23 protein-coding genes and 1 riboswitch are annotated in these 22,760 nt (G+C 63.1%); of the genes, 11 read left to right on the top strand and 12 right to left on the bottom strand.

Translation table 11 applies throughout. The features are described from left to right. Positions 1–199 precede the first annotated feature (199 nt). Complete coding sequence (locus tag SMD31_RS05085) at positions 200–1,522, bottom strand: hemolysin family protein (protein WP_320499698.1); 1,323 nt, start codon at positions 1,520–1,522, stop codon at positions 200–202. A 6-nt stretch (positions 1,523–1,528) separates the two neighbouring features. Continuing rightward, the gene (locus tag SMD31_RS05080; protein WP_320499696.1) at positions 1,529–2,317 is read right to left on the bottom strand and encodes a Crp/Fnr family transcriptional regulator; all 789 of its coding nucleotides are present in this window, start codon (positions 2,315–2,317) and stop codon (positions 1,529–1,531) included. A 94-nt stretch (positions 2,318–2,411) separates the two neighbouring features. On the opposite strand from SMD31_RS05080, the gene SMD31_RS05075 reads away from it, so the two are divergent. Further along, positions 2,412–2,576 carry a hypothetical protein gene (locus SMD31_RS05075; protein WP_320499695.1) on the top strand — a complete coding sequence of 55 codons (165 nt, stop codon included), beginning with the start codon at positions 2,412–2,414 and terminating at the stop codon, positions 2,574–2,576. On the opposite strand, the gene SMD31_RS05070 is transcribed toward SMD31_RS05075, so the two are convergent. Next, positions 2,573–3,490 carry an HpcH/HpaI aldolase/citrate lyase family protein gene (locus SMD31_RS05070; RefSeq protein WP_320499693.1) on the bottom strand — a complete coding sequence of 306 codons (918 nt, stop codon included), beginning with the start codon at positions 3,488–3,490 and terminating at the stop codon, positions 2,573–2,575. The genes SMD31_RS05075 and SMD31_RS05070 overlap by 4 nt on opposite strands. 231 nt (positions 3,491–3,721) lie before the next feature. Here SMD31_RS05070 and SMD31_RS05065 point away from each other — a divergent pair, with 231 nt between their 5' ends. The 9 genes from SMD31_RS05065 to SMD31_RS05025 all read left to right on the top strand — a co-directional run bounded on the left by SMD31_RS05065 (position 3,722) and on the right by SMD31_RS05025 (position 12,087). Further along, on the top strand, positions 3,722–3,940 hold the full coding sequence (locus SMD31_RS05065; protein WP_320499691.1) for a hypothetical protein: 219 nt from the start codon (positions 3,722–3,724) through the stop codon (positions 3,938–3,940). A gap of 19 nt (positions 3,941–3,959) precedes the next feature. Continuing rightward, on the top strand, positions 3,960–4,247 hold the full coding sequence (locus tag SMD31_RS05060) for a hypothetical protein (protein ID WP_320499689.1): 288 nt from the start codon (positions 3,960–3,962) through the stop codon (positions 4,245–4,247). A 121-nt stretch (positions 4,248–4,368) separates the two neighbouring features. Next, positions 4,369–6,009 (top strand): tetratricopeptide repeat protein, encoded by a 1,641-nt coding sequence (locus tag SMD31_RS05055; protein WP_320499687.1) that lies wholly within the window; start codon positions 4,369–4,371, stop codon positions 6,007–6,009. Positions 6,010–6,250: 241 nt separating this feature from the next. After that, positions 6,251–7,168, top strand: a complete 918-nt coding sequence (locus SMD31_RS05050; RefSeq protein WP_320499686.1) for a DMT family transporter — start codon at positions 6,251–6,253, stop codon at positions 7,166–7,168. 15 nt (positions 7,169–7,183) lie between these two features. Beyond that, positions 7,184–8,359: a pyridoxal phosphate-dependent aminotransferase gene (locus SMD31_RS05045; protein WP_320499685.1), complete on the top strand. Its 1,176-nt coding sequence runs from the start codon at positions 7,184–7,186 to the stop codon at positions 8,357–8,359. 242 nt (positions 8,360–8,601) lie between these two features. Beyond that, the gene (locus SMD31_RS05040; protein ID WP_320499684.1) at positions 8,602–9,402 is read left to right on the top strand and encodes a transporter substrate-binding domain-containing protein; all 801 of its coding nucleotides are present in this window, start codon (positions 8,602–8,604) and stop codon (positions 9,400–9,402) included. 273 nt (positions 9,403–9,675) lie between these two features. Then, a complete protein-coding gene (locus SMD31_RS05035; protein ID WP_320499682.1) occupies positions 9,676–10,386 on the top strand; it encodes an ABC transporter permease in 711 nt (236 codons plus the stop codon). 20 nt (positions 10,387–10,406) lie between these two features. Continuing rightward, positions 10,407–11,135 (top strand): ABC transporter permease, encoded by a 729-nt coding sequence (locus SMD31_RS05030; RefSeq protein ID WP_320499680.1) that lies wholly within the window; start codon positions 10,407–10,409, stop codon positions 11,133–11,135. Positions 11,136–11,190: 55 nt separating this feature from the next. Next, positions 11,191–12,087: a DUF2125 domain-containing protein gene (locus SMD31_RS05025; protein ID WP_320499679.1), complete on the top strand. Its 897-nt coding sequence runs from the start codon at positions 11,191–11,193 to the stop codon at positions 12,085–12,087. 191 nt (positions 12,088–12,278) lie between these two features. On the opposite strand, the gene SMD31_RS05020 is transcribed toward SMD31_RS05025, so the two are convergent. From SMD31_RS05020 to SMD31_RS04980, 9 genes are all read right to left on the bottom strand, one after another. Then, positions 12,279–13,703 carry a homospermidine synthase gene (locus tag SMD31_RS05020; protein WP_320499677.1) on the bottom strand — a complete coding sequence of 475 codons (1,425 nt, stop codon included), beginning with the start codon at positions 13,701–13,703 and terminating at the stop codon, positions 12,279–12,281. A 199-nt stretch (positions 13,704–13,902) separates the two neighbouring features. After that, a complete protein-coding gene (locus SMD31_RS05015; RefSeq protein WP_320499675.1) occupies positions 13,903–15,591 on the bottom strand; it encodes a methyl-accepting chemotaxis protein in 1,689 nt (562 codons plus the stop codon). A gap of 81 nt (positions 15,592–15,672) precedes the next feature. After that, positions 15,673–16,257: a hypothetical protein gene (locus tag SMD31_RS05010; protein ID WP_320499674.1), complete on the bottom strand. Its 585-nt coding sequence runs from the start codon at positions 16,255–16,257 to the stop codon at positions 15,673–15,675. Between the two features lie 202 nt (positions 16,258–16,459). Then, entirely contained in the window at positions 16,460–16,747 is a 288-nt protein-coding gene (locus tag SMD31_RS05005) for a chorismate mutase (RefSeq protein WP_320499672.1), read from the bottom strand. A gap of 61 nt (positions 16,748–16,808) precedes the next feature. Continuing rightward, positions 16,809–17,690 carry a prephenate/arogenate dehydrogenase family protein gene (locus tag SMD31_RS05000; protein ID WP_320499670.1) on the bottom strand — a complete coding sequence of 294 codons (882 nt, stop codon included), beginning with the start codon at positions 17,688–17,690 and terminating at the stop codon, positions 16,809–16,811. Beyond that, positions 17,687–18,787, bottom strand: coding sequence for a histidinol-phosphate transaminase (hisC, locus tag SMD31_RS04995; protein ID WP_320499668.1), 1,101 nt, complete (start codon positions 18,785–18,787; stop codon positions 17,687–17,689). The genes SMD31_RS05000 and hisC overlap by 4 nt, the downstream gene beginning before the upstream one ends. Before the next feature lie 41 nt (positions 18,788–18,828). Next, the gene (gene pheA, locus SMD31_RS04990; protein WP_320499667.1) at positions 18,829–19,767 is read right to left on the bottom strand and encodes a chorismate mutase; all 939 of its coding nucleotides are present in this window, start codon (positions 19,765–19,767) and stop codon (positions 18,829–18,831) included. A gap of 259 nt (positions 19,768–20,026) precedes the next feature. Then, on the bottom strand, positions 20,027–20,944 hold the full coding sequence (locus tag SMD31_RS04985; protein WP_320499665.1) for a homoserine O-succinyltransferase: 918 nt from the start codon (positions 20,942–20,944) through the stop codon (positions 20,027–20,029). 62 nt (positions 20,945–21,006) lie between these two features. Next, positions 21,007–21,084: riboswitch (SAM riboswitch) on the bottom strand. A gap of 154 nt (positions 21,085–21,238) precedes the next feature. Then, complete coding sequence (locus tag SMD31_RS04980) at positions 21,239–21,604, bottom strand: hypothetical protein (RefSeq protein ID WP_320499663.1); 366 nt, start codon at positions 21,602–21,604, stop codon at positions 21,239–21,241. Between the two features lie 425 nt (positions 21,605–22,029). On the opposite strand from SMD31_RS04980, the gene SMD31_RS04975 reads away from it, so the two are divergent. Continuing rightward, positions 22,030–22,662 carry a LysE family translocator gene (locus SMD31_RS04975; RefSeq protein WP_320499661.1) on the top strand — a complete coding sequence of 211 codons (633 nt, stop codon included), beginning with the start codon at positions 22,030–22,032 and terminating at the stop codon, positions 22,660–22,662. Positions 22,663–22,760: the final 98 nt, after the last annotated feature.

The raw sequence follows: 22,760 nt of genomic DNA, 5'->3' as shown, positions 1-22,760 counted from the left end.
AAATCCCGGGTGATACATAGACCCTCGCCTGGGCAGGCCGGCGGAAATGGCTGCTCCCCGTCGCACCGGCCCCGGGAAATGCCGGTGTCCTGCGATGCCGCCTGAGAAGACCGGCATCCACTCTCGAGAGCAATCAGTGGATCCCCGGGTCTTCGCCCGGGGATGACGGCCTCAGCATGCGGTCGCGGGGCGACGAAACTCAGTCCTCTTCCGGCGCCGCGAGGCGGTCGACCATCACCTTGTCGATGCGGCGGCCGTCGAGATCGACGACTTCGATGCGGAAGCCGTTAAAGGTAACGCTCTCACCCACCTTGGGCACGCGGCCCAGGCGGTGCAGCACCAGGCCGGCGATGGTGGCGTAATCGGCGTGAACGAAACCGGTGGCGCCGATGCGGCGTTCGACGTCGATGAGGCGGGTGCGCCCGTCGATCAGCCACGAGCCGTCGGCGCGCTGGGCGATGGATTCGTCTTCCGCTTCGTCTTCGGTCATCTCGCCGGCGATCACCGTGAAGATATCGGACTGCGTGGCGATGCCCTCGACGCTGCCATACTCGTCGAGCACCACGGCCATGTGGCTCGGCGATTTGCGGAAGAGTTCGAGGAGCCGCAGGATGGTCGTCGTCTCATGCAGGGTCATCGCCGGCTTTGCCACTCCTTGCGGGTTGAGCGGTTCACCGGCGGTCATTTGATGCAGCAGGTCCTTGGTGTGGACGACACCCACCACTTCGTCGACGCTGCCTTGGCATAACAGCAGGCGCGTATGCTTGCTTTCGCGGATCTGCGCGGTCACGGCCTCGATCGGGTCGTTGAGATCGATCCAGTCGATATCGGGCCGCGGCGTCATGATCGAGCGAATGGTGTAGTCCGCCAGATGCAGCACACGGTCGATCATGTGCCGCTCCTCCTCCTCGAAGACGCCCGTCTCGGCGCCCTCGGCCACCATTGTCTTCACTTCCTCTTCCGTGACCGCCGTGTCGCGGTCGGCGCTGAGGCCGATGAGGGTGAGGAGCGCGTTGGTGGAAACGCGCAGCACGAACACCAGCGGTGCGCCGATCTTGGCAATGAGCGCCATCGGGCGGCTTACGACCATGGCGATCGATTCGGCGTGATTCATGGCGATGCGCTTGGGCACCAGTTCGCCGACGATAAGCGACAGATAGGTGATGGTGGCGACCACCAGCGTCACCGCGATCGGATAGGCATAGGCGGAAATCAGGGCAAAGTCGTCAAGCTCGGCTGCGAGCGGCGCCGACAGGGTGGCGCCGGAATACGCACCGGCCACGATGCCGACCAGGGTGATGCCGATCTGCACGCTGGAGAGAAACTGTGTCGGGTCTTCGGCGAGTTCCAGCGCTTTCCTGGCGCCGCGGTGACCGGCATCGGCCAGCGGCTTCAACCGCGCGCGGCGCGCCGAGACGATGGCAAGTTCCGACATGGCGAAGAAGCCATTGAGCAGAATCAGCAGGAAGACGATGACGATTTCAAACCAGAGGGACGTGTCTTCTATAGGAACGTCGGACATGGGGGGTTAGGCGCTCTCTTCCTTCACTTTGCCGCGGGCGGATAGCCCGGCACTGTCGCGCACCACGATGCGGCTGCCCTTGGTGGCGATCAATCCGCTTTCGGCGAACTGCTTCAACTGCTTGTTGACCGCCTCGCGCGTCACACCCAGCAGCTGGGCGAGCTCGCTCTGATTGAGCTTGGCGGTGATGACGATGCCTTCGGCCGATTCCTCGCCATGGCCCATGGCCAGCGCTTCCAGCGTCTTCGCAAGCCGCGTGCCGAGATCGAGGAAGGCGGCGTCGCGGATGCGGTCGGTATTGTGGCGCAGGCGCTCGCACAGCAGCTCGATGATGTGGAGCGCCAGCTTGGGCTCCGATTTCATCAGCTCCAGGAACGCAGCGCGCGGCACGCTCAGCATCTCGGTATCGGCAAGCGCGCTGGCGCTCGCCGTGCGCGGCAGCCCGTCGAGAAGCGCGATCTCGCCGAAGAAGTCGCCGCTCTCCATCAAATTGAGCGTCAACTCGCGTCCGTCGGGACCATGCACCCAGATGCGGATGAGGCCCTTGGCGACGCCGTAAAGCGCATCGGCCGGCTCATCCTCCCAGAACAGCGTCTCACCGACATTGAGGCGCCGCGGCTGACAGAGGCGTGCCACGCGTTCGAGGAGACCCTGTTCCAGCCCGCGGAACAGGAAGCTCTTGGCCAGCAACTGCGCGCGCGCGGCGAGAACGGCGAGGCCGCCGCCTGCGGTCGGGGCGTTGGGTGCGTCGGTGCTGATGAAGGCCTCCCCAATGGGTCCTGTGAAGCGGTTCACAACCTAGCCGAAAGGAATGCCCAGGTTAAGGGCATCGCCGGTCGCAAAGCCGATGGTCGGAAAGCGGGTGCCGGTACTTCGAAAGGGTTGGAAAATGTCGATTTTTGCCAAATATATCAAGTCTCTGACAGTTCTGGCGCTGCTCGCTGGCAGTGTTTCGGCCTGTTCGGCTGCGGGCAGCCCCAATCTCGGTGCCTATAATCAGGTCGATCGCCTGATGCAGGTGGGCTGCACGGATCGCATCGGGGGCAAGGATTAAGCGGCCGCCGAAGCGCTGCCTTCGCCCCGTTCCAGGATGGCAGCGTGGAGGGCGAGGAGGCGTTCGGCATCCTCGACATGCAGCTTCTCGATGAGCTTGCCATTGAGGACACAGATGCCCTTGCCGGCGGCCCGCGCCTCGGCCCAGGCGGCAACGATCGCCTTCCCTTGCTCGATCTCGGCGACACTCGGCGCAAAAGCGGCGTTGGCACCGGGAATCTGCTTGGGGTGAATGAGTGTCTTGCCGTCGAAGCCCAGATCGCGCCCCTGTTCGCAGGCGGCGAGATAGCCAGCATCGTCGTTCATATCGAGATGCACCCCGTCGAGCGCATCAAGCCCATGGGCGCGCGCGGCGATGACGATGATGGAGAGCGCCGAGATGACGCCGATGCGACCCGGCGCTGGGCGTGCGCGGAGGTCGCGGCTGAGATCCGATGTGCCGGCAACCAGGCAGGTGAGGCGCGGACTGGCACCAGCGATTGCATCCATGCCCATGATGCAGCGCGGCGTCTCAGCCATGATCCAGATGGGGAGATCCGCAGGGGCCCCGGCGGCATCGAGGGCGGCGACGGCCTTCAAGACATCTTCCGCCGTGTTGATCTTGGGGAAGAGGATCGCATCGGCGCCGAGCTTGGCCACCGCCGCCACATCATCGGCGCCCCAGGGCGTCTCCAGCGCATTGACGCGCACCACCACTTCACGCTTGCCGAAGCCGCCTTCCTGCAGGGCTGCGGCGAGTTGATCGCGCGCCATCTCCTTGGCCTCCGGCGCCACAGCGTCCTCGAGATCGAGGATGAGGGCGTCTACAGGCAGGGTGCGCGCCTTCTCCAGCGCACGGGCATTGCTGGCCGGCAAATAAAGCACCGAGCGTCGCGGACGGATGGTCATCAGTGATGCAGCTTCCAAATTGCTCATGCTGCAGATGCTAACAAGGCCGGTGAAACCCGATCAAGCGGTAAAAATGCAAGGATGATACGACCTTAGTCCCGGTCCACCCTTGCGCCGAAGTCGGAGATTTGTTAACCATTCTTTATCTGGATTCCTATCCGGGATGGAAAAGAAACGAAATTTTAACGGGTCTGGGCTATGGTCCAGACTTGAGCCAATAAGTGGCCGCTAGGTTGAAGCGCGGCCAGGGAGGTGATCATGGAAATCTCTTCATCCAGCGCCATCAACACCGCGATCGAAGGCCTGAAGAAGGCCCAGAGCGACGTCGAAAAGAGCGCTCAGAACATCGCCTCGGGCTCCCTCGACCCGGAGGATGTCGTGTCGCTGAGCTTGGCTGCCACCAGCTTCAAGGCCAATGCGGCGGTCATTCGCACGGACGCCCAAAACACCCAAGCCCTCCTCGACATCACCGCCTAAAAGACCAGGACCCGCTGTCATGGACGTCGCCGCCGCCGGTTTTGCCGCCTCCCAGATCGCCAGTGCCCAGCGCGGGCAGCAGGCTGCCTTTGCCGGCATCCGCAGCCAGCAGAACCAGGACCAGAATGTAGCCAATCTGCTGACCCAGGCCGTGAGTGCCGCCAAGCAGGTGGCCGGCGCGTCGCCCAGCGCCCCCCAGGCACCTTCCGCCCCGGCCCTCGACAATGGAAATGGCGGCACGACACCGACCGCCTCGGGCAATACCCCGGCTGGCGGCCGTGGGTCGTTGGTCAATATCCTCGCCTAAAGCCCACCTTTTTCCCTGACATCTGGGCCTTATTGCGCCCCGAATCGACGCCTAAACTGGCGTCATCCCGATTCTGCGCGTTAGACTGCCTGCAAAATTGCGGAGCGGAAGGCTGAAGGTCATGAAATCTGCCGAAGAACGGGCCCAGTCCATCGAATCGGTCATGGTTGCCGTCGAGAACGGCCAGTTGGGTGAAGCCAGCGCCATCTGTGCCGATCTCGTCGCCCGCGAACCGGACAATGCCGATGCGGTGCACCTTCTTGGTGTGATCGGGTTCCAGGGCGGGGCGGATGCCGGGCAGTCGCTTGACCTCATCGACCGGGCGATCGCCATTGACCCGACCTGGGCCCAGTTTCACAACAGCCGCGGGGCGCTCCTTTATGCGCTGGGCCGCAACGGCGATGCCGAGGTGAGCTTCCGCCGTGCCACCATGCTGCGGCCCGACGACAGCATGGCTTGGAACAATCTCGGTAACGCGCTGCTGCGCCTCGACCAGGTCGAGGAGGCGGAGAACGCCTTCCGCCAGGCATTGGCGCGACCGCCGGTGCAGGTGGCGGCGATCAACAATCTCGGTATCGTGCTGAAGCGGCGCGGTCAGTTCGACAAGGCGCTGATCTGCTTCAACGAGGCGATCCGCCACGACGCCGATTTCGTCGACGCGCATTTCAATGCCGGCGAGATCCTCTACCAGCTCGACCACATGCCGGAGGCGGAGAACTGTTTCCGCGAGGCACTGCGGCTCGATCCCAAATGCGCGCCGGCCTACGCGTCGCTGGCACAGGCGCTGCATGACCAGCAGCGGCCCGATGACGCCATGCTTGTCATCCAGGAGGGCCTGGCGCAGCTGCCCGAGGACGAGGATCTCAACTTCGCCTTGCGCCTGCAATTATCGTCGATGGTGCCGGCCTGGCACATCCCGATGATCAATGACGAGGAGCGCAACGCGGCTTACGACACGGCGCTTGCGCGCGCGGTGCGACCGGGCGATTTGGTGCTGGAAATCGGCACCGGCTCGGGCATCGTCTCGATGATGGCGGCGCGTGCCGGGGCGGGAAAAGTCGTCACCTGCGAAGTGCTGCCGACCATCGCCGATGCCGCGCGCCAGATCATCGCCCACAATGGCTATGGCGATAAGATCACGGTCGTTACCAAGAAGTCGACCCAGCTGCGCCTCGGCGAGGATCTGCCCGAGAAAGCCGATGTCTTCGTTTCCGAACTTCTCAATGTCGGCATGCTGGCGCCGAACATGCTGCCGATCATCCGCCATGCGCGCGAGAATCTGGTGAAGCCTGAGGGGCGCATCGTCCCGGAAGCTTCGACCGTCTATGGCGTGCTCCTGGAATGCGAACATCTGGCGCGGATCAACCCGGTGCGCAATATTGCCGGCTTTGATATGTCCGGCATGGATCGCTTCCGCTCGCCGGGTTATGCCGTGATCGATTTCGCGGCCGACCCGCACCGCCGCCTCTCGGATCGGTTCCAGGCGCTGGCCTTCGATTTCCGCATCGTCATGAAGGAAATGGACAGCCACCGCATCGTCGTGCCGGTGACGGAAGCGGGCCTTTGCCACGGCGTCGCCTTCTGGTTCGACCTCCACATGTTCGAGGATATCGTCTACCGCTCCGACAGTCATTCCCGCACCAATCACTGGAAACAGGCGGCGCATTTCTTCAAGGAGCCGGTGGCCGTCCAGCCCGGCGACCGCCTGACGCTCGCTGTGGGCTACGACAACACGCGGATCTTCTTCAATCTGGTGGATTGACGGTTCGGTTCGCCCCCATTGTCATGGCCCGCTTCAGGCGGGCCATCCACGAGTTGCTTTCTTTGTGTGAGTGACAAAACTCGTGGATGCCCCGGCCAAGCCGGGGCATGACATATGAGAATGTCACCCCACCTTTGTCTCCACACATTGCCCCTTGCATGACCCGCATGCGGCATCGGCGATTGTCGCGCCGCCGTGCCCGAACTAGCGTCGGTGCTTCCGTCGAGGGGAGTGTCGCCGCATGCCCGTCTGGGCCCTCTACACGATCGTGGTGCTGATCTGGGGCTCGTCCTGGTACGGGATCGAGCAGCAATTGGGCGTGGTGGCGCCGCAGGTGTCGCTCAGCTATCGCTTCCTGCTCTCTGCCGTCATCCTGATCGGTTTCTGCGCCGTGACGCGGCGCTCGTTGCGTTTTCCCAAGCCCGCTGTGCTGCTGATGGCGGTGCAGGGCCTGTGTCTCTTTTGCGGCAACTACATCCTCTTCTATTTCGCAGGCGCGCATCTGGTCAGCGGGCTGCTCGCGGTGTGCTTCTCGACCATGTCGATGATGAATATTCTCAACCTGGCGCTGTTCTTTCGGCAAAAGATTGACCGCCGTGCCTTCGTGGCAGCGCTCATCGGCCTGACCGGTCTCTGCCTCGTCTTCTATCCAGAACTGGCCAGCAGCGGCCTCGGTTCCGAGCCGGCGCTGGGCCTCGGCCTCTCGCTCCTGGCCACCTATCTCGCCTCGCTCGGCAACATGGTGAGCGTGCGCCTCAAAGCGCTCGAGATCCCCGTCATCCAGTCGAACACGATCGGGATGAGCTTCGGGGCATTGTTCTGCGTAGGCTTTGCCTTGGCGGCCGGCGCCAGTTTCAATTACGATCCGCGCCCGGCCTATATCGTCTCGCTCATCGGCCTTGCGCTCTTTGCCACCGTCATCGGCTTTGGCTGCTATCTGCATCTGGTGCAGCGCATTGGTGCCGCGCGCGCCGCCTATACCAGCGTCATGTTCCCGATCGTGGCGCTGACCCTTTCCACCTTCCTCGAAGGCTATCGCTGGTCGCCTCTGGCGGGATTGGGCTTTGCTTTGGTAATGTCCGGCAACCTTCTGGTGCTGTGGCGCCCGCGCGAGAAAAAGCCGGATGCCGCTGCAATCCCGCAAACGCCTATATCCTGACGAGACTTTCCCATCATGACCGCTCTTAATCTTCGCCCCGCCATCGCCACCCTCGAGGATTCGCAGATCGTCGATGTGTGGAGGATGGGTTTCAGCGTGCCCGACGTGATCGGCCTGTGGGTGGGTGAGGGCGATCTGCCGACCACGAAATTCGTCTGCGACGCCGCTGCTCAAGCGCTGCAGGAAGGGAAGACCTTCTACACCTATAAGCGCGGTATCCCGGAACTGCGCGACGCGCTCATCGACTATCACCGCCGCCTCTACGGGGTCGAACTGACCGAGGATCGCATCGCGGTGACGTCGAGCGGCATGAACGCGATGATGCTGATCGTGCAATCGCTGATCAGCGCCGGCGACAACATGGTCTGCGTTAGCCCGGTCTGGCCGAACATCTACCGCGCCGTCACCATTCTGGGCGGCGACGCGCGCCAGGTGCCGTTGAAGGGCCGGGATGACGGCTGGCATCTCGATCTCGAAAAGCTGTTTGCCGCCTGCGACGCGCGGACGCGTGCCGTCTATGTGGCCTCGCCCGGCAATCCGACCGGCTGGATCATGCCCGAGGAACAGCGCAAGGCGCTGCTCGATTTCTGCAGGACGCGCGGCATCGCGCTCATCGCCGACGAAGTCTATAACCGCCTCGTCTATAATCGCCCCGTGGCACCCTCCTTCCTGGAAATCGCGACGCCGGACGATCCCGTCTTCGTGGTCAATTCCTTCTCCAAGACCTGGGCGATGACCGGCTGGCGTGTTGGCTGGATGGTGATGCCGCGTGCGGCCACGACCGCTTTCGAACGCCTGCTGGAATTCAACACGTCGGGCGGGCAGCCCTTCCTGCAGGCGGCCTGCGTCAAGGCTATCACCGATGGCGAGGATTGGGTGAAGTGGATGGTGGCGCGCTGCAAAAGCGGGCGCGATCTGGTGCTGGAGCGTCTTTCCCGGATGAACCGCGTGCGCGTCATCCCGGCCGACGCCTCATTCTATCTGATGCTGCAGGTGGCCGAGCTGGGGACCGAGCCTGAGGCAGCGCTCAATTTCTGCAAGCGCCTGGTGGTCGAGGGGCGGGTGGGGCTGGCGCCGGGTACCGCCTTCGGTGCGGGTGGTGAGGGCTATTTGCGCCTCTGCTACGCCCAGTCCAACGAGCGGCTCTCGGAGGCCATGGACCGATTCGAGGCTTTCCTCGGCAAGGCATGAGCGGTGAGGGGTTTCCGGCGATTTGAGGGTTAACGCCGGCAAATGACAGGGCTTTCTCACGCGGAATTGTCTGTTTGACGCCTGTATCGCTGCTACCCAAGCCGAATTCGCCTGTGCTAGTCTTTTTCCCGAGCCGATCCTTTACCCCCGCCTCAAGGCCGACATCAGAGCGGTCAGCGGTACGGCAGCAAGAGGACCGGTATCAAAGGTTTGAACAGGGCAACTTTGACCAGGGAATGATCATGAAAAAGAGCTTGTTTGGGAGCATCGTCGCCGGTGCGATCATGGCCGCCACCGCTTTCGCCGCGCAGGCGGAAGACAAGGTTTACAAGGTCGGTATGGACCAGACCGACTATCCGCCGTTCGCCACCAAGGACACCAGCGGCAAGTGGACCGGCTGGGAAGTCGACCTCGCCATGGCCGTGTGCGAAGCGGCAAAGATCAAATGCGAACTGTTCCCGACGGCGTGGGACGGAATCATCCCGGCACTGCAGGAAGGCAAGATCGATTTCATCTTCGCCTCGATGACGATCAACGACGACCGCAAGCAGCAGGTAAACTTCACGCATTTCTACTATGACTCGACCACCATCATCATCGGGCCGAAGTCGGATGCGACCAAAATCGATTTCGACAATCCGGAATCGATGAAGGGCAAGATCATGGGCGCGCAGAACGCCACGATCCACTCGAAGTTCCTGCAGAAGCGCTTCGGCTCCGCCGCCGAGATCAAGACCTATGACGGTCTCGACACGGCGCTGGCCGATCTCGCCGCCGGTCGCGTCGACTACGTCCAGGAAGGCCGTTCGACCCTCTCCCCGTTCCTGAAGTCGGACGCGGGCAAGGATTACGAAGAAAAGGCCGTTGTGCCCCAGGACCCGATCATGGGTGAAGGCGTCGGCGCCGCCGTCCGCAAGGACGACCAGGACACGCTCGACAAGCTCAATGCCGCGATCAAGGAAGTCGTTACCAGCGGCAAGTATGACGAGATCACCAAGAAGTATCCGGAACTCGACGGCATGCTGATTAAGCCGACCTTCTAAGGCTGGCCCAAGATCACGTGACAAACCGCCCGGTCCAGATGGATCGGGCGGTTTTGCTTTGGGGGCGGTGGCATCCCCCCCCCACCCCATCATGCCCGGGTCAAGCCGGGGCATGACGACTTGAGAAATTGGCGCAATGCGGTATTGCTGCCGGCGGGGGGCGGGGGGTACGATCCTGCATAGCTACGAGCCGGGAAAACCGGCCGGCCCAGAAAATGGGTTGCGGGGAACAGGGCTTTACGATGGGGGCCAGCTTTGGCGGCGGAACAATCTTTGTGGGCAAGCCTAGCCTGGGGTGACGCGGGCTATGGCGACGAATTCTTCAAGGGCATCTACACGACGCTCTTCATCTCGGCCTGTGCCTACACGATCGCCTTCGGCATCGGCATGCTGGGCGCCTGGTCGAAGCTGTGCCACGTCAAGGCGCTGAACCGGGCCGGCGAGGTCTATACGACGGTGGTCCGGTCGGTGCCGGAACTGCTGCTCATCATCCTCATCTTCTATGCCGGTACCTCAACCCTCTCCAGCGTGCTGGTGGGTCTGGGCCTTGCCGAGCGTGGCGTCGAGATCAATCCGTTCGGCGCCGTCATCTCTGCACTGGGCATCATCTATGGTGCTTATCTCACCGACGTGCTCAGGGGTGGCATCCAGGCGGTGCCGAAGGGACAGATCGAGGCCGCCAAGGCCTTCGGCATGCATGCGCCACAGCGCTTCATCCGCATCATCCTGCCGCAGATGGTGCGCTATGCCATCTCGGGTCTCGGCAACCAATGGCTCAACATCACCAAGGACAGCGCCTTTGTCAGTGTGGTGGCGGCGGTGGGCGATATCATGTCGGTGGGGCGCGGTGCGGCCAACCAGACCAAGCATTTTCTGTTCTATTACGGCGCCACTGCGGTCGTGTTCATGATCGTGTCGGGCGTTTCGATGTATGTCACCGGCCGTCTTGAGAAGCGCGCCAATCGCGGCGTTCGGCGCGCCTGACGGCCGGGAGAGATCAGAAGATGAAATTCGATCCGATCTATATGTTCACTGTGGTGATGCCGCAGCTCATCTGGGCGCTGCCGCTCACCTTGCTCCTCACCATTTCCTCCAGCGTTATCGGAAACATCTGCGCCGTGCCGGTGGCGCTCGCCCGCCTCAGCCCCAACCCGCTGCTGTGGATCCCGGCACGCACCTTCATCTTCATGATGCGTGGCACGCCGTTCCTCATACAGCTCTATTTCATCTATTACGGCCTGGGGCAGCTGATTCCCGGCTGGATGATGCGCGGCTATCCGTTTTTGAAGGACGGCATCTATTACGCCATCTTCGCGCTGTCGCTGAACACGGCTGGCTATACCGGCGAGATTCTACGTGGCGCCATACTGGCCGTGCCGCATGGCGAGATCGAGGCGGCGCGCGCCTTCGGCATGAACCGATTCCAGGTGTTCTGGCGCATCACACTGCCGCGCGCGGTGCGCATCTGCCTGCCCACCATGAGTTCGGAAACGATCCTGCTGTTGAAAGCGACGTCGATCGCGTCGCTGGTGACGGTCTATGAGGTGATGGGCACGGCGACGACGATTCGCGTTGACACCTACCGCGTCTACGACACGCTCATCGGCGCCGGCATCGTCTACTTCGTCACCGTCTATTTCCTGACCCGAGGCCTCAATTGGGTCGAGCGCAGGCTCAACAAGGACCGCCTGGCGATCCCGGTATCGGGCAAGCCGCTATCGGCGCAAGCATGATCCTCTCGGGCATGATCGTCTCTGGCATGATCAACTCTGGCATGAATGTGAAAGCGTGAAGTTGCCTGCCTATCTCGGCCTCGGGTTGGTTCTGATCCTGGGTGGCGCCTATACCGGCTACTGGTTCTTCGTGGCGGCAAAACTGCAGGCGGGGATTGAAGCCTGGGTCGCCGAGCAGCGCGCGGCCGGGATCGGTCTCACCTTTGCCGACGGCAGCATCAGTGGCTATCCGTTCGCTTTCCGTCGCAATTTCGGGGCCGCGCGGATCGACATTCCGGGGGCGTCGCCGGTGTCGCTGGCGACAGGATCGCTGGTGGCCGAGATGCGGCCCTGGAACATCAACCAAGTGACGTTCGCCGCCAATGCGCTCGATTTGACCCTCGGCGCCGATAGCTATCGTGCGGCCGAGGCGCAAGGGTCTGTCGACATTCCCAAAGCGCCACCGGCCGACTACCACCAGCCCTTCCTGGGCTTCGCGGTGAGCATGGGCGATCTGGCGTTGCCGGCGGGCAAGCGCGCGGTGACGGCGGGGCCGATCGAGCGGCTGACGGTCCAAGGCGCCATCATGGGGCCGGTGCCGGTGGCGCCTGATCTTGGGCAGGCACTCAGCGGTTGGGCATCGGCGGGCGGCGTGCTGGAGGTCAAGGCCTTCGCCTTCAGCCAAGCCCCGCTCCAGGCAACCGGGGACGGTACGCTGGCGCTCGACGAGGCGCTCCAGCCCCTTGGGGCGCTCAGTTTGCACGCTTACGGCGTTGCTGAGACGGTCGAATTGCTGGCGCAGGACGGCCTTTTGGATGCGCGCAGCGCCAAGACCGCAAAGATCATGGCCCAGGGCCTCGCTAAGACCGACGACAGTGGCCGCCTCCGCGTCGATCTCAGCCTCAGCCTGCAGCAGGGCTATCTGTGGCTCGGGCCGCTGAAGCTGGCGCGGCTGCCGGCATTGCGCTGGTAGCTCGGCTTATTCTTCCCACCTGCAGGGGGGAGGGCTATTCAAAAAGGCCCGCTCCGAGGAGCGAGCCTTATTTAAAGCTCTTTCATTGTCATGCCCCGCGCAGGCGGGGCATCCACGAGTTTGTTAGCACGGGACGAAAGCAACTCGTGGATCCCCCGGCCAAGCCGGGGGATGACTAACGAGGCAATCGCTTACCGCCGCACGCGGAAGTTCTCGAACTGCCAGGGGTCGGTGAGATCCAGATTGGTTTCCTTGAAGAGGACGTTGCGGTCCTTCAAGGGCGTCCAATCGGTGTAGCAGCCGACCACCGGACCCAGATAAGGGCGGCAGATATCGAGGATGTAGTCGTGGTCGATTTCTTCCGGTTCCACGACCCCGCGGTTCGGATTCTCAATGAGCCACATGGCACCGGCGAGCACCGGCGAGGCGATCTGCGGCGAAGTGGCGTTGTATTCCGGGCCCATGATGCGGCGCGCTTCATGGATCGAGAGCTGCGATCCATACCAATAGGCGCCGAAATCGCCCATCAGCAAGGCGCCCAATTCGTCGATGCCTTCGACGATCTCTTCGCCCAGCAGACGCACGTCCTTCTGCATGGTGAAGTTCTTTTCCTGGAACTCGCGCACCGAGAGGACGGCGTCGTCGCAGGGGTGATAGGCGTAATGCACCGTCGGGCGATAAGTCACCTTGCCCTTCTCGACGACCGAGAAGTAATCGGCGGTGGTCACCGATTCACCATGGGTGATGAGATAGGCGATCATCGGCCCGCCATGTGGCGTCCAGGAGCGCACTTCGGTGGTGCAGCCCGGCTGGCGCAGGTAAATCGCGGCCTTGGAACCCACCTTATGCTCGACCGCGTTCTCGGGCAGCTTCTTCTCGTGGGTACCCCAACCAAGCTCGGCCGGCTGGCAGCCTTCGCCGACGAAGCCGGGGATCGACCAGGTGTTGACGAACTCGCCCGGCATCTTCGGCACGTCGGTGACCTGCAGGTCATGCTCGGCGACGTGGATCACCTTGACGCCCGCATCGCGCATCAGCTTCGCCCATTCAGCGCGGTTGTTGGGCTTGGAGAATTTGAGGCCGCGCATGCGCGCGATGTCGAGCACACCCTGCTTGATGAAATGGGTGATGAGGCCCGGATTGGCGCCATGCGTGAGCAGCGCCGAGGGGCCGTTCTTGGGGAATTTCTTCGCCGCTTCCAGGGCGCGGTGGCGCAGGAAATAGTTCGTGCGCTGCTCTTCCGGAATGGCGGTGTTGTCGTAGTAATTGGCCCAGGGTTCGATGCAGGTGTCGATGTAGAGGACACCGGCCTTCTGGCACCAGGCGATGAGGGCCAGCGAATCGACCTCGACCGAAAGGTTGATCAGAAGATCACCCTTCGAGAGCTGCTTCGACAGCACCTTGATATAATTGCCCTCGTGCAGGGGCTCGACGATGTAATTGACACCCTTCTCGATGAAGCGGGCGGCGTCATCCGAATGGTCGTGACCGTCGACCACCGTGACGCGGCTCAAAGGCATGTCAAAGTGACGCTCGATCAGCGGCATCGTGCACCGGCCGACCGAGCCATAGCCAATCATTACAATACGGCCCTTATAGGGGAATTTTGCCATCATCTACCTCATGTCAGAAAAACAGCGGTCGGTGTTGCTGCGTCAAATTGCGCAGCCGGCTTTGCCCGAATAAGGACGCCGCAAACGCGGGATTGTCGACCGAAAAGCCCCGAACCTCGGCACTTACGGAAAATCGGGAGGGATCGCAAGTGAATTTTACAGGGTGCCGTGTGTGGTTCGGCCAGGCCCGGAACGGGGCGCGCTAGCCAGCGCGCCCGCCCGCCAGATGTTCCAGGAAGTTTCCTGCTTCAGACCGGAATCGCTGGGTTTCGACAAGGAGCTGGTCGGTCTCGCGCCGGATGATGGTGGCGGCTTCCCGCGTCAGCGCGGCGGAACCGGAAATGCCGAGCACACTGGTGTGGACTTCCTGCGTACTGGCGGCGGCATCCTGCGCGCTACGGGCGATTTCGGCGGTGGCGGTCTGCTGCTGCTCGACCGCGTTGGAAATCGTGCGCGCCAGGCCATCGATCTCGTGGATGCCGTCGATGATGATCTTGATCGCGTCAACCGTGCCGGCGGTCGCCTGCTGGACGGCATCGATCTGCTGCGAAATGTCGCCGGTGGCACGGCCCGTCTGGGTCGCGAGGTTCTTCACCTCCTGCGCCACGACGGCAAAGCCCTTACCAGCCTCGCCAGCGCGCGCCGCCTCAATCGTGGCGTTCAAGGCGAGGAGGTTGGTCTGACTGGCAATGTCGCTGATGAGCTGCGCCACCTGGCCGATCTTGGCGACGGAGGCGTCGAGGCTGGCGATCTTCTCGTTGGATTGTTCGGAGCCGGCGGCGGCTGTACCGGCACGGCGCGCGGATTCGCCTACCTGGCGCGAGATCTCGCTCACCGAGGCCGAGAGTTCCTCGGCGGCGGCGGCGACGGTCTGCACGTTATGGCTGGTCGCTTCGGCGCCGCGCACGGCGACGGCCGATTTGTTTTCCGTCTCGTCGGCGGCGGTGGCCAGGCGGTCCGTCGTCGTGCGAACCTGGTCGATGGCCGCAGAGAGCGCTTCGGCGACCGATACCACCGTGTTGCGGAATTCGTCGGCGAGACGATTGGCCGTCTCGGCGCGCTCGCGTTCGGCCTGCGCCTTTGAGGCTTCCTGGGCCTGGCGCAATTCGGCAAGCTCGGCATCGGCGCGGTGAAATTCGGTGAGGGCGCGGGCGATATCGCCGATTTCGTCAGCGCGCGCGGTGATGACGCCAAGCTGGTTCTGCAGCTGCTCGACCGAATCCTTGGTGCCGATGAGGCTCGCCACCCGTACCAGCGGCTTGCTCACCGTGGCACGGATGACCCACAGCACAGTGGCCAGCAGCAGAACCATGACGCCGAGCGCGATGCCGACCGTCTGCAGCAACTGCTGATGGAGGGCCGCTTCAAGCGGAGCCGTCGCCCAGGCGAGGCCGACCAGGCCGATGCGGCGCGCCTTGTCGCCGGCACCTTCCATCACTGGGACGAAGACGATCTGATGATCGGCGGTAAGGTCGGTGTAGATGCTGTCCTGTTCGACCTTCGCCTTGGCTGCAGCTTGCAGGGCGGCAAGGTCGATCTTCGGCAGATTGGCGTTGTCGGCCGCGGAAATCTTGGCATCGTCGACCGTGAACACGGCGATGGCCGCCAGCGCCGAACTCGGTTCGTCGAAATAGCCCTGATACCCCTTGGCGACGGCATCGGCCTTCTTGAACTTGACGCCGCCGGCGACCTGGCCGGCGATGAGCCTGGCGATGGCGACGCGGTTGATGCCGGCTTCACTCAAAGCCATCTGCCGCTGTGCCACGGATTGCAGTGTCAGGACCACGGCGAAGCCGACGATGACGCCGATGGCAATGATTGCCGCCAACCGTCGGCCGATGGTCCAAAGCCGCGCCTGGCGCACCGGTGCGCTATCTGCCGGCATCTGCATGATCAACTCTCCTTGAAGACCCATTCACGCGGCCCGGACGGCATGTGCCGGCCGGGCCAAGTTCGCTCATTAGGCCGCGTCTTACTGAGCCATCAAACCTTCGGCATCGAGACCAACGGTCAGGGCGCCGATCGGGGCACCGCTGGCGTCGACCACGGTGACACTGGTCTGCAGCTGGAAGCGCTGGGTCGATTCATCCTGCTCGACATCGTCGGCGAAAACGGCGCCGGCACCAGCCTGGAAAGTCTTTTGCCACTTGCCTTCGTCACCCTGCCAATAATCGCTGGTGGCATCGCAGACGCCGACATTAAGGCCTTTGTTGTCCATCAGGATCATCTCGGTGACGAGGCCGTTGGTGCCTGTGCACTTCTCCTTCAGCTTGGCAGAGACGGCGGCATTGACCACGGAATCGATCAGCGGATGTGCCGCAGCGCCCACTTCCGATTTCCATTGCGCATCGAGTTCGTCGATCTTGGCTTGGTCGTAGGCAGCGTGTTCGGCATTGGCGGCTTCGACAGCAGCGACGATCGCCGGATCTGCCGCCCATTGCGCGATATCGCTTTTGGCGAAGGCTTCGGCCTTGGCTTTCGTCTCCGCATCATCGGCAAAGGCGCTGGTCGCAGCAGCCGCGACAAAGGCGGCGCACAGAATGGATGTCCTCAACATGGTTTTCCTCGCATCTACGTTTGGCACAGGCTTGCGCGCGGCCTTGGTTGTTGCGGTCGTCATCACAACGAGTGAGATCGCTGCGATCCTGACCGACCGATCAAGCGTAGTGGGAAGAAACTTAAGTGCGCGTTAAACACCGCGCAGATTTTCGTTGATCTAAATCCTAGTGCTGGGAATGTGTTCGTGTGTCGTCACACTGTCAGCGCGACGGCTTGATACCGTGGCGCTGGTCGAACAAGGCGAGCTCATGCGCGATCGAACGCTCGACAAGATCGCGATAGAGCGGCTCGATAAAGTCGGGTTCTATGCCGCTGGTCGTTGCGGCGGCACGCACTTTTGCAATCACATCTTCGATCCGCGCCTCATCGCGCACCATCGCACGCTGCGGCTTGATGCGGGCCGCTTCGCCGATGAAGTGCAGCCGGTCGGCGAGGAGTGCGACGATCGCGCGATCGAGCGCGTCAATCTCGGCGCGGACTTCAGTCATATCGCGGCAGCTTTTACGCCGCGCGTTACTTTTTTCGGACGCCGTCATTGCGCCTGCCCCGTCACGCCTGTTTTGCATCGATGATGCCGCGGCGCACGGCGCGGGTGCGGGTGAAGGTCTCGAACAGCTTGTCGCCCTCGCCCCAGCGGATGGCCCGCTGCATGGCGGTGAGGTCTTCGGTGAAGCGACCGAGGATCTCGAGGACAGCCTCGCGGTTGTTCAAGAAGATGTCGCGCCACATGGTGGGATCCGATGCGGCAATGCGGGTGAAATCGCGAAAGCCGGAGGCCGAGAATTTGATGACCTCGGATTGCGTCGAGGTTTCGAGCTGTGTCGCTGTGTCGACGATGGTGTAGGCGATCAAATGCGGGAGATGCGACGTGATCGCCAGCACCTGGTCATGGTGGGCGGGTTCCATCACCTCGACCATCGAGCCGACGGCGGACCAGAGCGCCTGCAGCTTCGCCGTCGCCGTGGGGTCGCTGCCGGGCACGGGCGTCACGATCGCCCAGCGCCCCTTGAACAGGTCGGCAAAGCCGGCGCGGGGACCGGAATGCTCGGTGCCGGCAATCGGGTGGCCGGGAATGAAATGGACACCTTCCGGAACATGGGGCCCGAGGTCGCGGATCACCGCCTGCTTGACCGAGCCGACGTCGGTGAGGATGGCGCCCTTCTTCAAATGCGGCGCCAGGGCCGGGCCGATATCGGCATAGGCGCCGATGGGTGTGGCCAGGATGACCAAGTCCGCATCCTTGGCGGCGGCGGCCAGACTGTCGACGACCTGGCCCAGCGTCAACTCATGGGCGGCAGCACGCGCTTCCGCGCTGGCATCGAAGATCGCGATTTCGCCTGCCAATTTTTGCTCGGCGATGGCGCGCGCCAACGACGAGCCGATGAGGCCGATGCCGATAATGGCGATGCGCTGAAAGAGCGGATCTGTCATTGCGTGGCCGCTCCCGCAACAAAATCGCCCAGCGCCTGCGCGCAGGCCTTCACGGCGGCTTCCTCGGCGATGGTGATGCGCAAATAGTCAGGCAGACCGTAGGCGCCCATCTTGCGCACCAGCACGCGGCGCGACTTCAAGAACTTCTCGGCGGCATCGGCATTGAGTTTCGGATCGGTCGGGAAACGCACCAGCAGGAAATTGCCGACCGAGGGGCAGGGGTGGAGGCCGATGCGCTTCACCTCGGCCACGAACCAGGGCAGCCAGTAATCGTTATGCGCCTTGGAGCGTTTCACATGGTCCTTGTCGGCGAGACCAGCGACACCGGCGAGCTGTGCCGGGGCGGCGACGTTGAAGACGCCGCGAATGCGGTGCAGCACGTCGATGATCGACTTGTGGCCATAGGCCCAGCCGAGACGCAGAGCGGCCAGGCCATAGATCTTGGAGAAGGTGCGCGACATGATGACGTTGTCGTATTCCTTCACCAGTTCGGACCCGTCGGTGTAGTCGGGCTTGTCGACATATTCGGCATAGGCTGCGTCGATGACGAGCAGCACATTGGCCGGCAGGCCTTCGCGCAGGCGACGGATTTCCGAGGCCGGGATATAGCTGCCGGTCGGGTTGTTCGGGTTGGCGACGAAGCAGATCTTCGTGCGCGGGGTCACTGCGGCCAGCAAGGCATCGACGTCGGTGGTGAGGTCTTTTTCCGGCGCGGTCACCGGCGTCGCACCCACCGATTGCGCGGCAATCGGGTAGATCAGGAAGCCGTGGCGCGAATAGAGCACCTCGTCGCCGGGGCCGGCATAAGCACGGGTGATGAGGACGAGGATGTCGTCGGAACCGGTGCCGCAGATGATCTCATCTTCCTTGGCGCCGATTTCGCGCGCCAGGCCGGCGCGCAGCACGTGACTGGCACCATCGGGATAGCGATGCAGATCGGCGGCACCTTGAACATACGCCTCCATGGCGAGCCGGCTGGCGCCCAAGGCACTCTCATTCGACGACATTTTATAGATCGGGCCGGATCCAGGCAGGTCATGCTCGCCCGGCACATAGGCGGCGATGTCGAGAATTCCGGGACGCACGTGCAAAGTCATGATGTCAGCTCCAGAGGCGCGCGGTGCGGCGCCGGTCTCTCTCAATGGCCGGACGGTTCGTCGGCCAGTTCTTCCTTGGTGAGCGGTTCGGCATAAGAGCCGATGCTGTGCAGCCGGGCGCCCTTGCCGAGCGCGCTGGCAACAAGGCCGAGGCGCGGGTCATGCCCGTCGATATAGCCGGCGACCTCGGCCAGATTGAGGTCGGCCTCCAACTGGTCGCGCCCGCCATGAATGAAGCTGGTGGTGAGCCCGACGCCGGCCAGGGCCTGGCGGAAGGTCGAGCGGCTGACCGGTTCGGCAGTCTCGAGGACCAGCAGCGAATGGTCGCGGTCGGTGGGCTCGGTCGGCGTGCGCCCGACGACCAGGGCCTGCAAATCCGGGTTGCGCTGGTTGCCGGGGTCGCCGAAGGGCAGCCTGGCGATGACATGGGGCAATTGGGCCGAGCCCACCAGGCGGCGCCACCAGGGGCCGGTTTCGTCTTCGCGCGGGAAGGGCAAGACGGCAACGGTGGCCGAGCCGTCCATGACCGCCGAAAGCGCGCGGTCGACGCGGCTGAAGGTGAGGAGCTTGACGCGGCTGCCGTAATGGTCGCGCGCCACGTCCCAGAACCCGGGCTGGCTCGCCGGGGCATAGACCGCGACGGCAAAAGGCCCTTCGACCTGGAGGAGGGCCGAGATCATCTCGCGCCACATGCGCACGACGACGGATTTGGGCAGCTTGCCCTGATGGCGGGCGGTAAGGCGCCGGAGAATCTTGGCTTCACGGGCCGGGCGGATGAACTTCGCCCCTTCGGCCGGTGAATCGCCGGTGAGCGGCTGCTTGGCCGCCTTCGCGGCACCCACCGCCACCGCCAATTCGGTGCGCTGCATCAAGAGGTCGTGGAGCTGGCTGTCGATGGCATCGATCTTGTGCCTGAGCCGAACCAGCTCATCACCAGAGTTACCCCCGCTCCCATCCCCAGTGCCGTTCGGCCCCTGCATGTTCCAAAACCGTCCAATGAGTTTTAAAGGCCGCGCCTCAAACCCCATCCCGGGCGGCGGCGGACCGGCGCCAGTGATAGCCGCCAAGGGACGGAAAAGCAAAGAAAACCTTGAAAGAACGCGGCTCCGGAGGGGGCTTCGGGTCCACGGACCCCACCCCCCGGCCGGCGGTCACGGCAAATCTCGCTTCCGGCCCGTCCGAGGCGGCTTCAGGCGCCGGGCGGCATTTGCAGGGCCTGGGGGAGCCCCTGGGCCGACCCTATTCGCCGACCTTCTCGATCTCGAACGGGGTGGTCTGGTAGATCTCGTTGATCCAGTTCGAGAAAAAGAGGTGGGCGTGCGGGCGCCAGCGGTTGAGCGGCGCCTTGGTCGGATCATCGCTCGGGAAATAGCCGTGCGGCAGCTTGATGGGGACCTGGGCCGCGACGTCGCGCGCATACTCGTCGCCCAGCGACGTCGCGTCATATTCCATGTGATCGAGCACATAGAGACGGCGCGTGCCACGGCTCTGGGCGATGCACACACCCTTCTCGTCGGAATAGGCCAGCACATCGACGTCCGGGCAGGCGGCCACATCTGCGGTCCTGATCTCGGCCCAGCGCGAAATCGGAATCACGAAATCGTCCGAGAAGCCGATGAGGAAAGGTGACGACGGCTTCATGATCTTCTGGGCGTAGACGCCGAAGGCCTTTTCGGCGAGCTGATGCTTCGGCACGCCGTGAAAATGATAGAGTGCCGCCATGGCACCCCAGCAGACATTGATGGTCGAATGCGCGTTGGTCGTGGTCCAGTCGAAGATCTGCTGCATCTCCGGCCAATAGGTCACGTCCTCATAGGGGATGGTCTCGACCGGCGTGCCTGTGATGATGAAGCCGTCGAACTTGCGGTGCCGTGCATCCTCCCAGGTCTGATAGAAGGTGCGCAGATGGTCTTCGGCCGTGTTCTTGGAGGCATGGTTGCCGACGCGGACCAGCGAAAGCTCGATCTGCAGCGGCGTGGCGCCCAGCAGGCGCGCGATCTGCAGCTCTGTCTTGATCTTGTTCGGCATCAGGTTGAGGAGGCCGATCTGCAGCGGGCGGATGTCCTGGCGGATCGCCGCCGTCTCGGTCATCACGCGCACGCCCTCGTTCTGGAGGGCGCGGAAGGCTGGTAGCTTATCGGCAATCTTGATCGGCATGTGCGGTCACCCAAAAATCGGCAAATGGCTCGCCGGGGCCCGCAGCCTTGGGATTCCAAATCTAGAAACCTCAGGCGGCCCTTTAGCGAGTTTTTTTACGTGGCTGCAAGCCGGCCGGCCAAATCACCACGGAATGGCCCTATTTAACCGATCCGGTGCCCCAGCTACAATACGATTTATCGGGCCTTGAACGCGGTGCTGGGTGGCGCTTTGCGCATGTTGCGGGGCATTTTGCCGCATAAAGGGCGAAACTGCCCGGCTGGTGGCAGGCCCCAGCTGGCGAAGTGGGGCGGCCTAGTTGGCCATTCGCAGCTTGAGCCAGCTGGTCAGCTCGAAATAGTACTGTGTCGTCTGTCCCCCGCGCTCCCAGACAACGGCTAAAACGTACTTGTCGTCAGCACGCGAAATCAGCTTAAAGGAGCGGTAGTCACCTTTCTGCTGGCGCTCATACACATAAGATGCCGCCTCGTGAATAATATCGGCATTCGCATTGGAAAGTGGTGGTAGAAGCGGCTGCTCTATTCTGTGGCCATCGCCGCCTTTGAACTCGAGGTTCGCCTTCTTGGCGCTGCCATCGACAGCGCGCAGGACGGCGTCCATGAATGCGCGGCAGACTTCTTCACCCTTCTCCCCCAGCTCGACTGGCCGGCCGGCGTCCATGCTGACGCGATTGGGTTCGACCAGTACGTCACAGGCGACGACGTCGCCACCACTGCGAGCATTGGCGGATACAATGGTTGGTGGGGCCCATAACCACAAGGCGACCAAGAACGTTCGAAGCGGCAAACACTTCACTGGCGGATATCCATGAGTTGACAGCGTCAACGTAATGTAGCTGCAAGATCGCAGAACTTCACGTATAAAGAGATTTGATGCTATCTCGCGTCGCTCAGGCGGCTGCTCTCGTTGCCAATGGCCTACAGCTTTGTTGAAGGAGCCGGGTAAGCGAGAACTCTCTTTTGTCATGCCCCGCGCAGGCGGGGCATCCACGAGTTCCTGTGCTGCCTGAAGAAAGCAACTCGTGGATCCCCCGGCCAAGCCGGGGGATGACAGTTTCAGTTAGTAGCAATGACGGAGGAGCCATCGTGACCGATTTCATGTCCATCCTGGCCATCATGGCGGCGATGCTGATCGGGGCGATTTCGCCGGGGCCGAGCTTCCTGCTGGTGGCGCGCACCTCGCTGTCGCAGTCGCGGCCGCATGGCCTGGCGGCGGCGCTCGGCATGGGGGTGGGCGGCATGGTGCTGGCGACACTGGCGGTCGTCGGCCTGCAGGCGCTCTTCATGCAAGTTGGCTGGCTCTATATCGGCTTCAAGATCGGCGGCGGCGCCTATCTGGTTTATCTAGGCTTCTGCCTGTGGCGCGGCGCCAAGGAACCGCTGGCGGCGGCGACCGAGATGGCGGGCGGCAACCGCAGCCTGTTCCGGACCTTCCTGCTGTCGCTGGCAACGCAGCTCAGCAACCCCAAGACGGTGATCTTCTATTCCAGCGTGTTTGCGGCCCTGCTGCCGGCCCAGCCCTCGCTCACCCTCATCCTCGCCTTGCCTTTCGTGCTGTTCCTCATCGAAGGCGGCTGGTACAGCGCGGTGGCGCTCGCTTTCTCGACGGCGAAGCCACGCGCCGCCTATTTGAGCTTCAAGGCCTGGATCGACCGCGCCGCCGGCGCCGTGATGGCATCCTTGGGCCTGCGGCTGATTTTTGGCGGTGTGAAGGTTTGAGGCGAGCGCTCCACACCCTCTTCGGTCATCCCCGGGCTTGACCCGGGGATCCACTGATTGCCCTGAGAGAGTGGATGCCCGGGTCAAGCCCGGGCATG

Origin of the sequence: Dongia rigui, assembly GCF_034044635.1 — a bacterium.
In the GTDB taxonomy this organism is placed as follows: domain Bacteria; phylum Pseudomonadota; class Alphaproteobacteria; order Dongiales; family Dongiaceae; genus Dongia; species Dongia rigui.
Note: the sequence above shows the minus strand (reverse complement) of the source record. Positions and strands in the feature narration are given on the sequence as shown.

Coding starts and splice junctions, on each gene's coding strand:
- SMD31_RS05085 (WP_320499698.1), bottom strand. CDS start 1,522: ATGTCCGACGTTCCTATAGAAGACACGTCCCTCTGGTTTGAAATCGTC.
- SMD31_RS05075 (WP_320499695.1), top strand. CDS start 2,412: ATGTCGATTTTTGCCAAATATATCAAGTCTCTGACAGTTCTGGCGCTG.
- SMD31_RS05070 (WP_320499693.1), bottom strand. CDS start 3,490: ATGAGCAATTTGGAAGCTGCATCACTGATGACCATCCGTCCGCGACGC.
- SMD31_RS05065 (WP_320499691.1), top strand. CDS start 3,722: ATGGAAATCTCTTCATCCAGCGCCATCAACACCGCGATCGAAGGCCTG.
- SMD31_RS05060 (WP_320499689.1), top strand. CDS start 3,960: ATGGACGTCGCCGCCGCCGGTTTTGCCGCCTCCCAGATCGCCAGTGCC.
- SMD31_RS05055 (WP_320499687.1), top strand. CDS start 4,369: ATGAAATCTGCCGAAGAACGGGCCCAGTCCATCGAATCGGTCATGGTT.
- SMD31_RS05050 (WP_320499686.1), top strand. CDS start 6,251: ATGCCCGTCTGGGCCCTCTACACGATCGTGGTGCTGATCTGGGGCTCG.
- SMD31_RS05045 (WP_320499685.1), top strand. CDS start 7,184: ATGACCGCTCTTAATCTTCGCCCCGCCATCGCCACCCTCGAGGATTCG.
- SMD31_RS05040 (WP_320499684.1), top strand. CDS start 8,602: ATGAAAAAGAGCTTGTTTGGGAGCATCGTCGCCGGTGCGATCATGGCC.
- SMD31_RS05030 (WP_320499680.1), top strand. CDS start 10,407: ATGAAATTCGATCCGATCTATATGTTCACTGTGGTGATGCCGCAGCTC.
- SMD31_RS05020 (WP_320499677.1), bottom strand. CDS start 13,703: ATGATGGCAAAATTCCCCTATAAGGGCCGTATTGTAATGATTGGCTAT.
- SMD31_RS05015 (WP_320499675.1), bottom strand. CDS start 15,591: ATGCAGATGCCGGCAGATAGCGCACCGGTGCGCCAGGCGCGGCTTTGG.
- SMD31_RS05010 (WP_320499674.1), bottom strand. CDS start 16,257: ATGTTGAGGACATCCATTCTGTGCGCCGCCTTTGTCGCGGCTGCTGCG.
- SMD31_RS05005 (WP_320499672.1), bottom strand. CDS start 16,747: ATGACTGAAGTCCGCGCCGAGATTGACGCGCTCGATCGCGCGATCGTC.
- SMD31_RS05000 (WP_320499670.1), bottom strand. CDS start 17,690: ATGACAGATCCGCTCTTTCAGCGCATCGCCATTATCGGCATCGGCCTC.
- hisC (WP_320499668.1), bottom strand. CDS start 18,787: ATGACTTTGCACGTGCGTCCCGGAATTCTCGACATCGCCGCCTATGTG.
- pheA (WP_320499667.1), bottom strand. CDS start 19,767: ATGCAGGGGCCGAACGGCACTGGGGATGGGAGCGGGGGTAACTCTGGT.
- SMD31_RS04985 (WP_320499665.1), bottom strand. CDS start 20,944: ATGCCGATCAAGATTGCCGATAAGCTACCAGCCTTCCGCGCCCTCCAG.
- SMD31_RS04980 (WP_320499663.1), bottom strand. CDS start 21,604: ATGGACGCCGGCCGGCCAGTCGAGCTGGGGGAGAAGGGTGAAGAAGTC.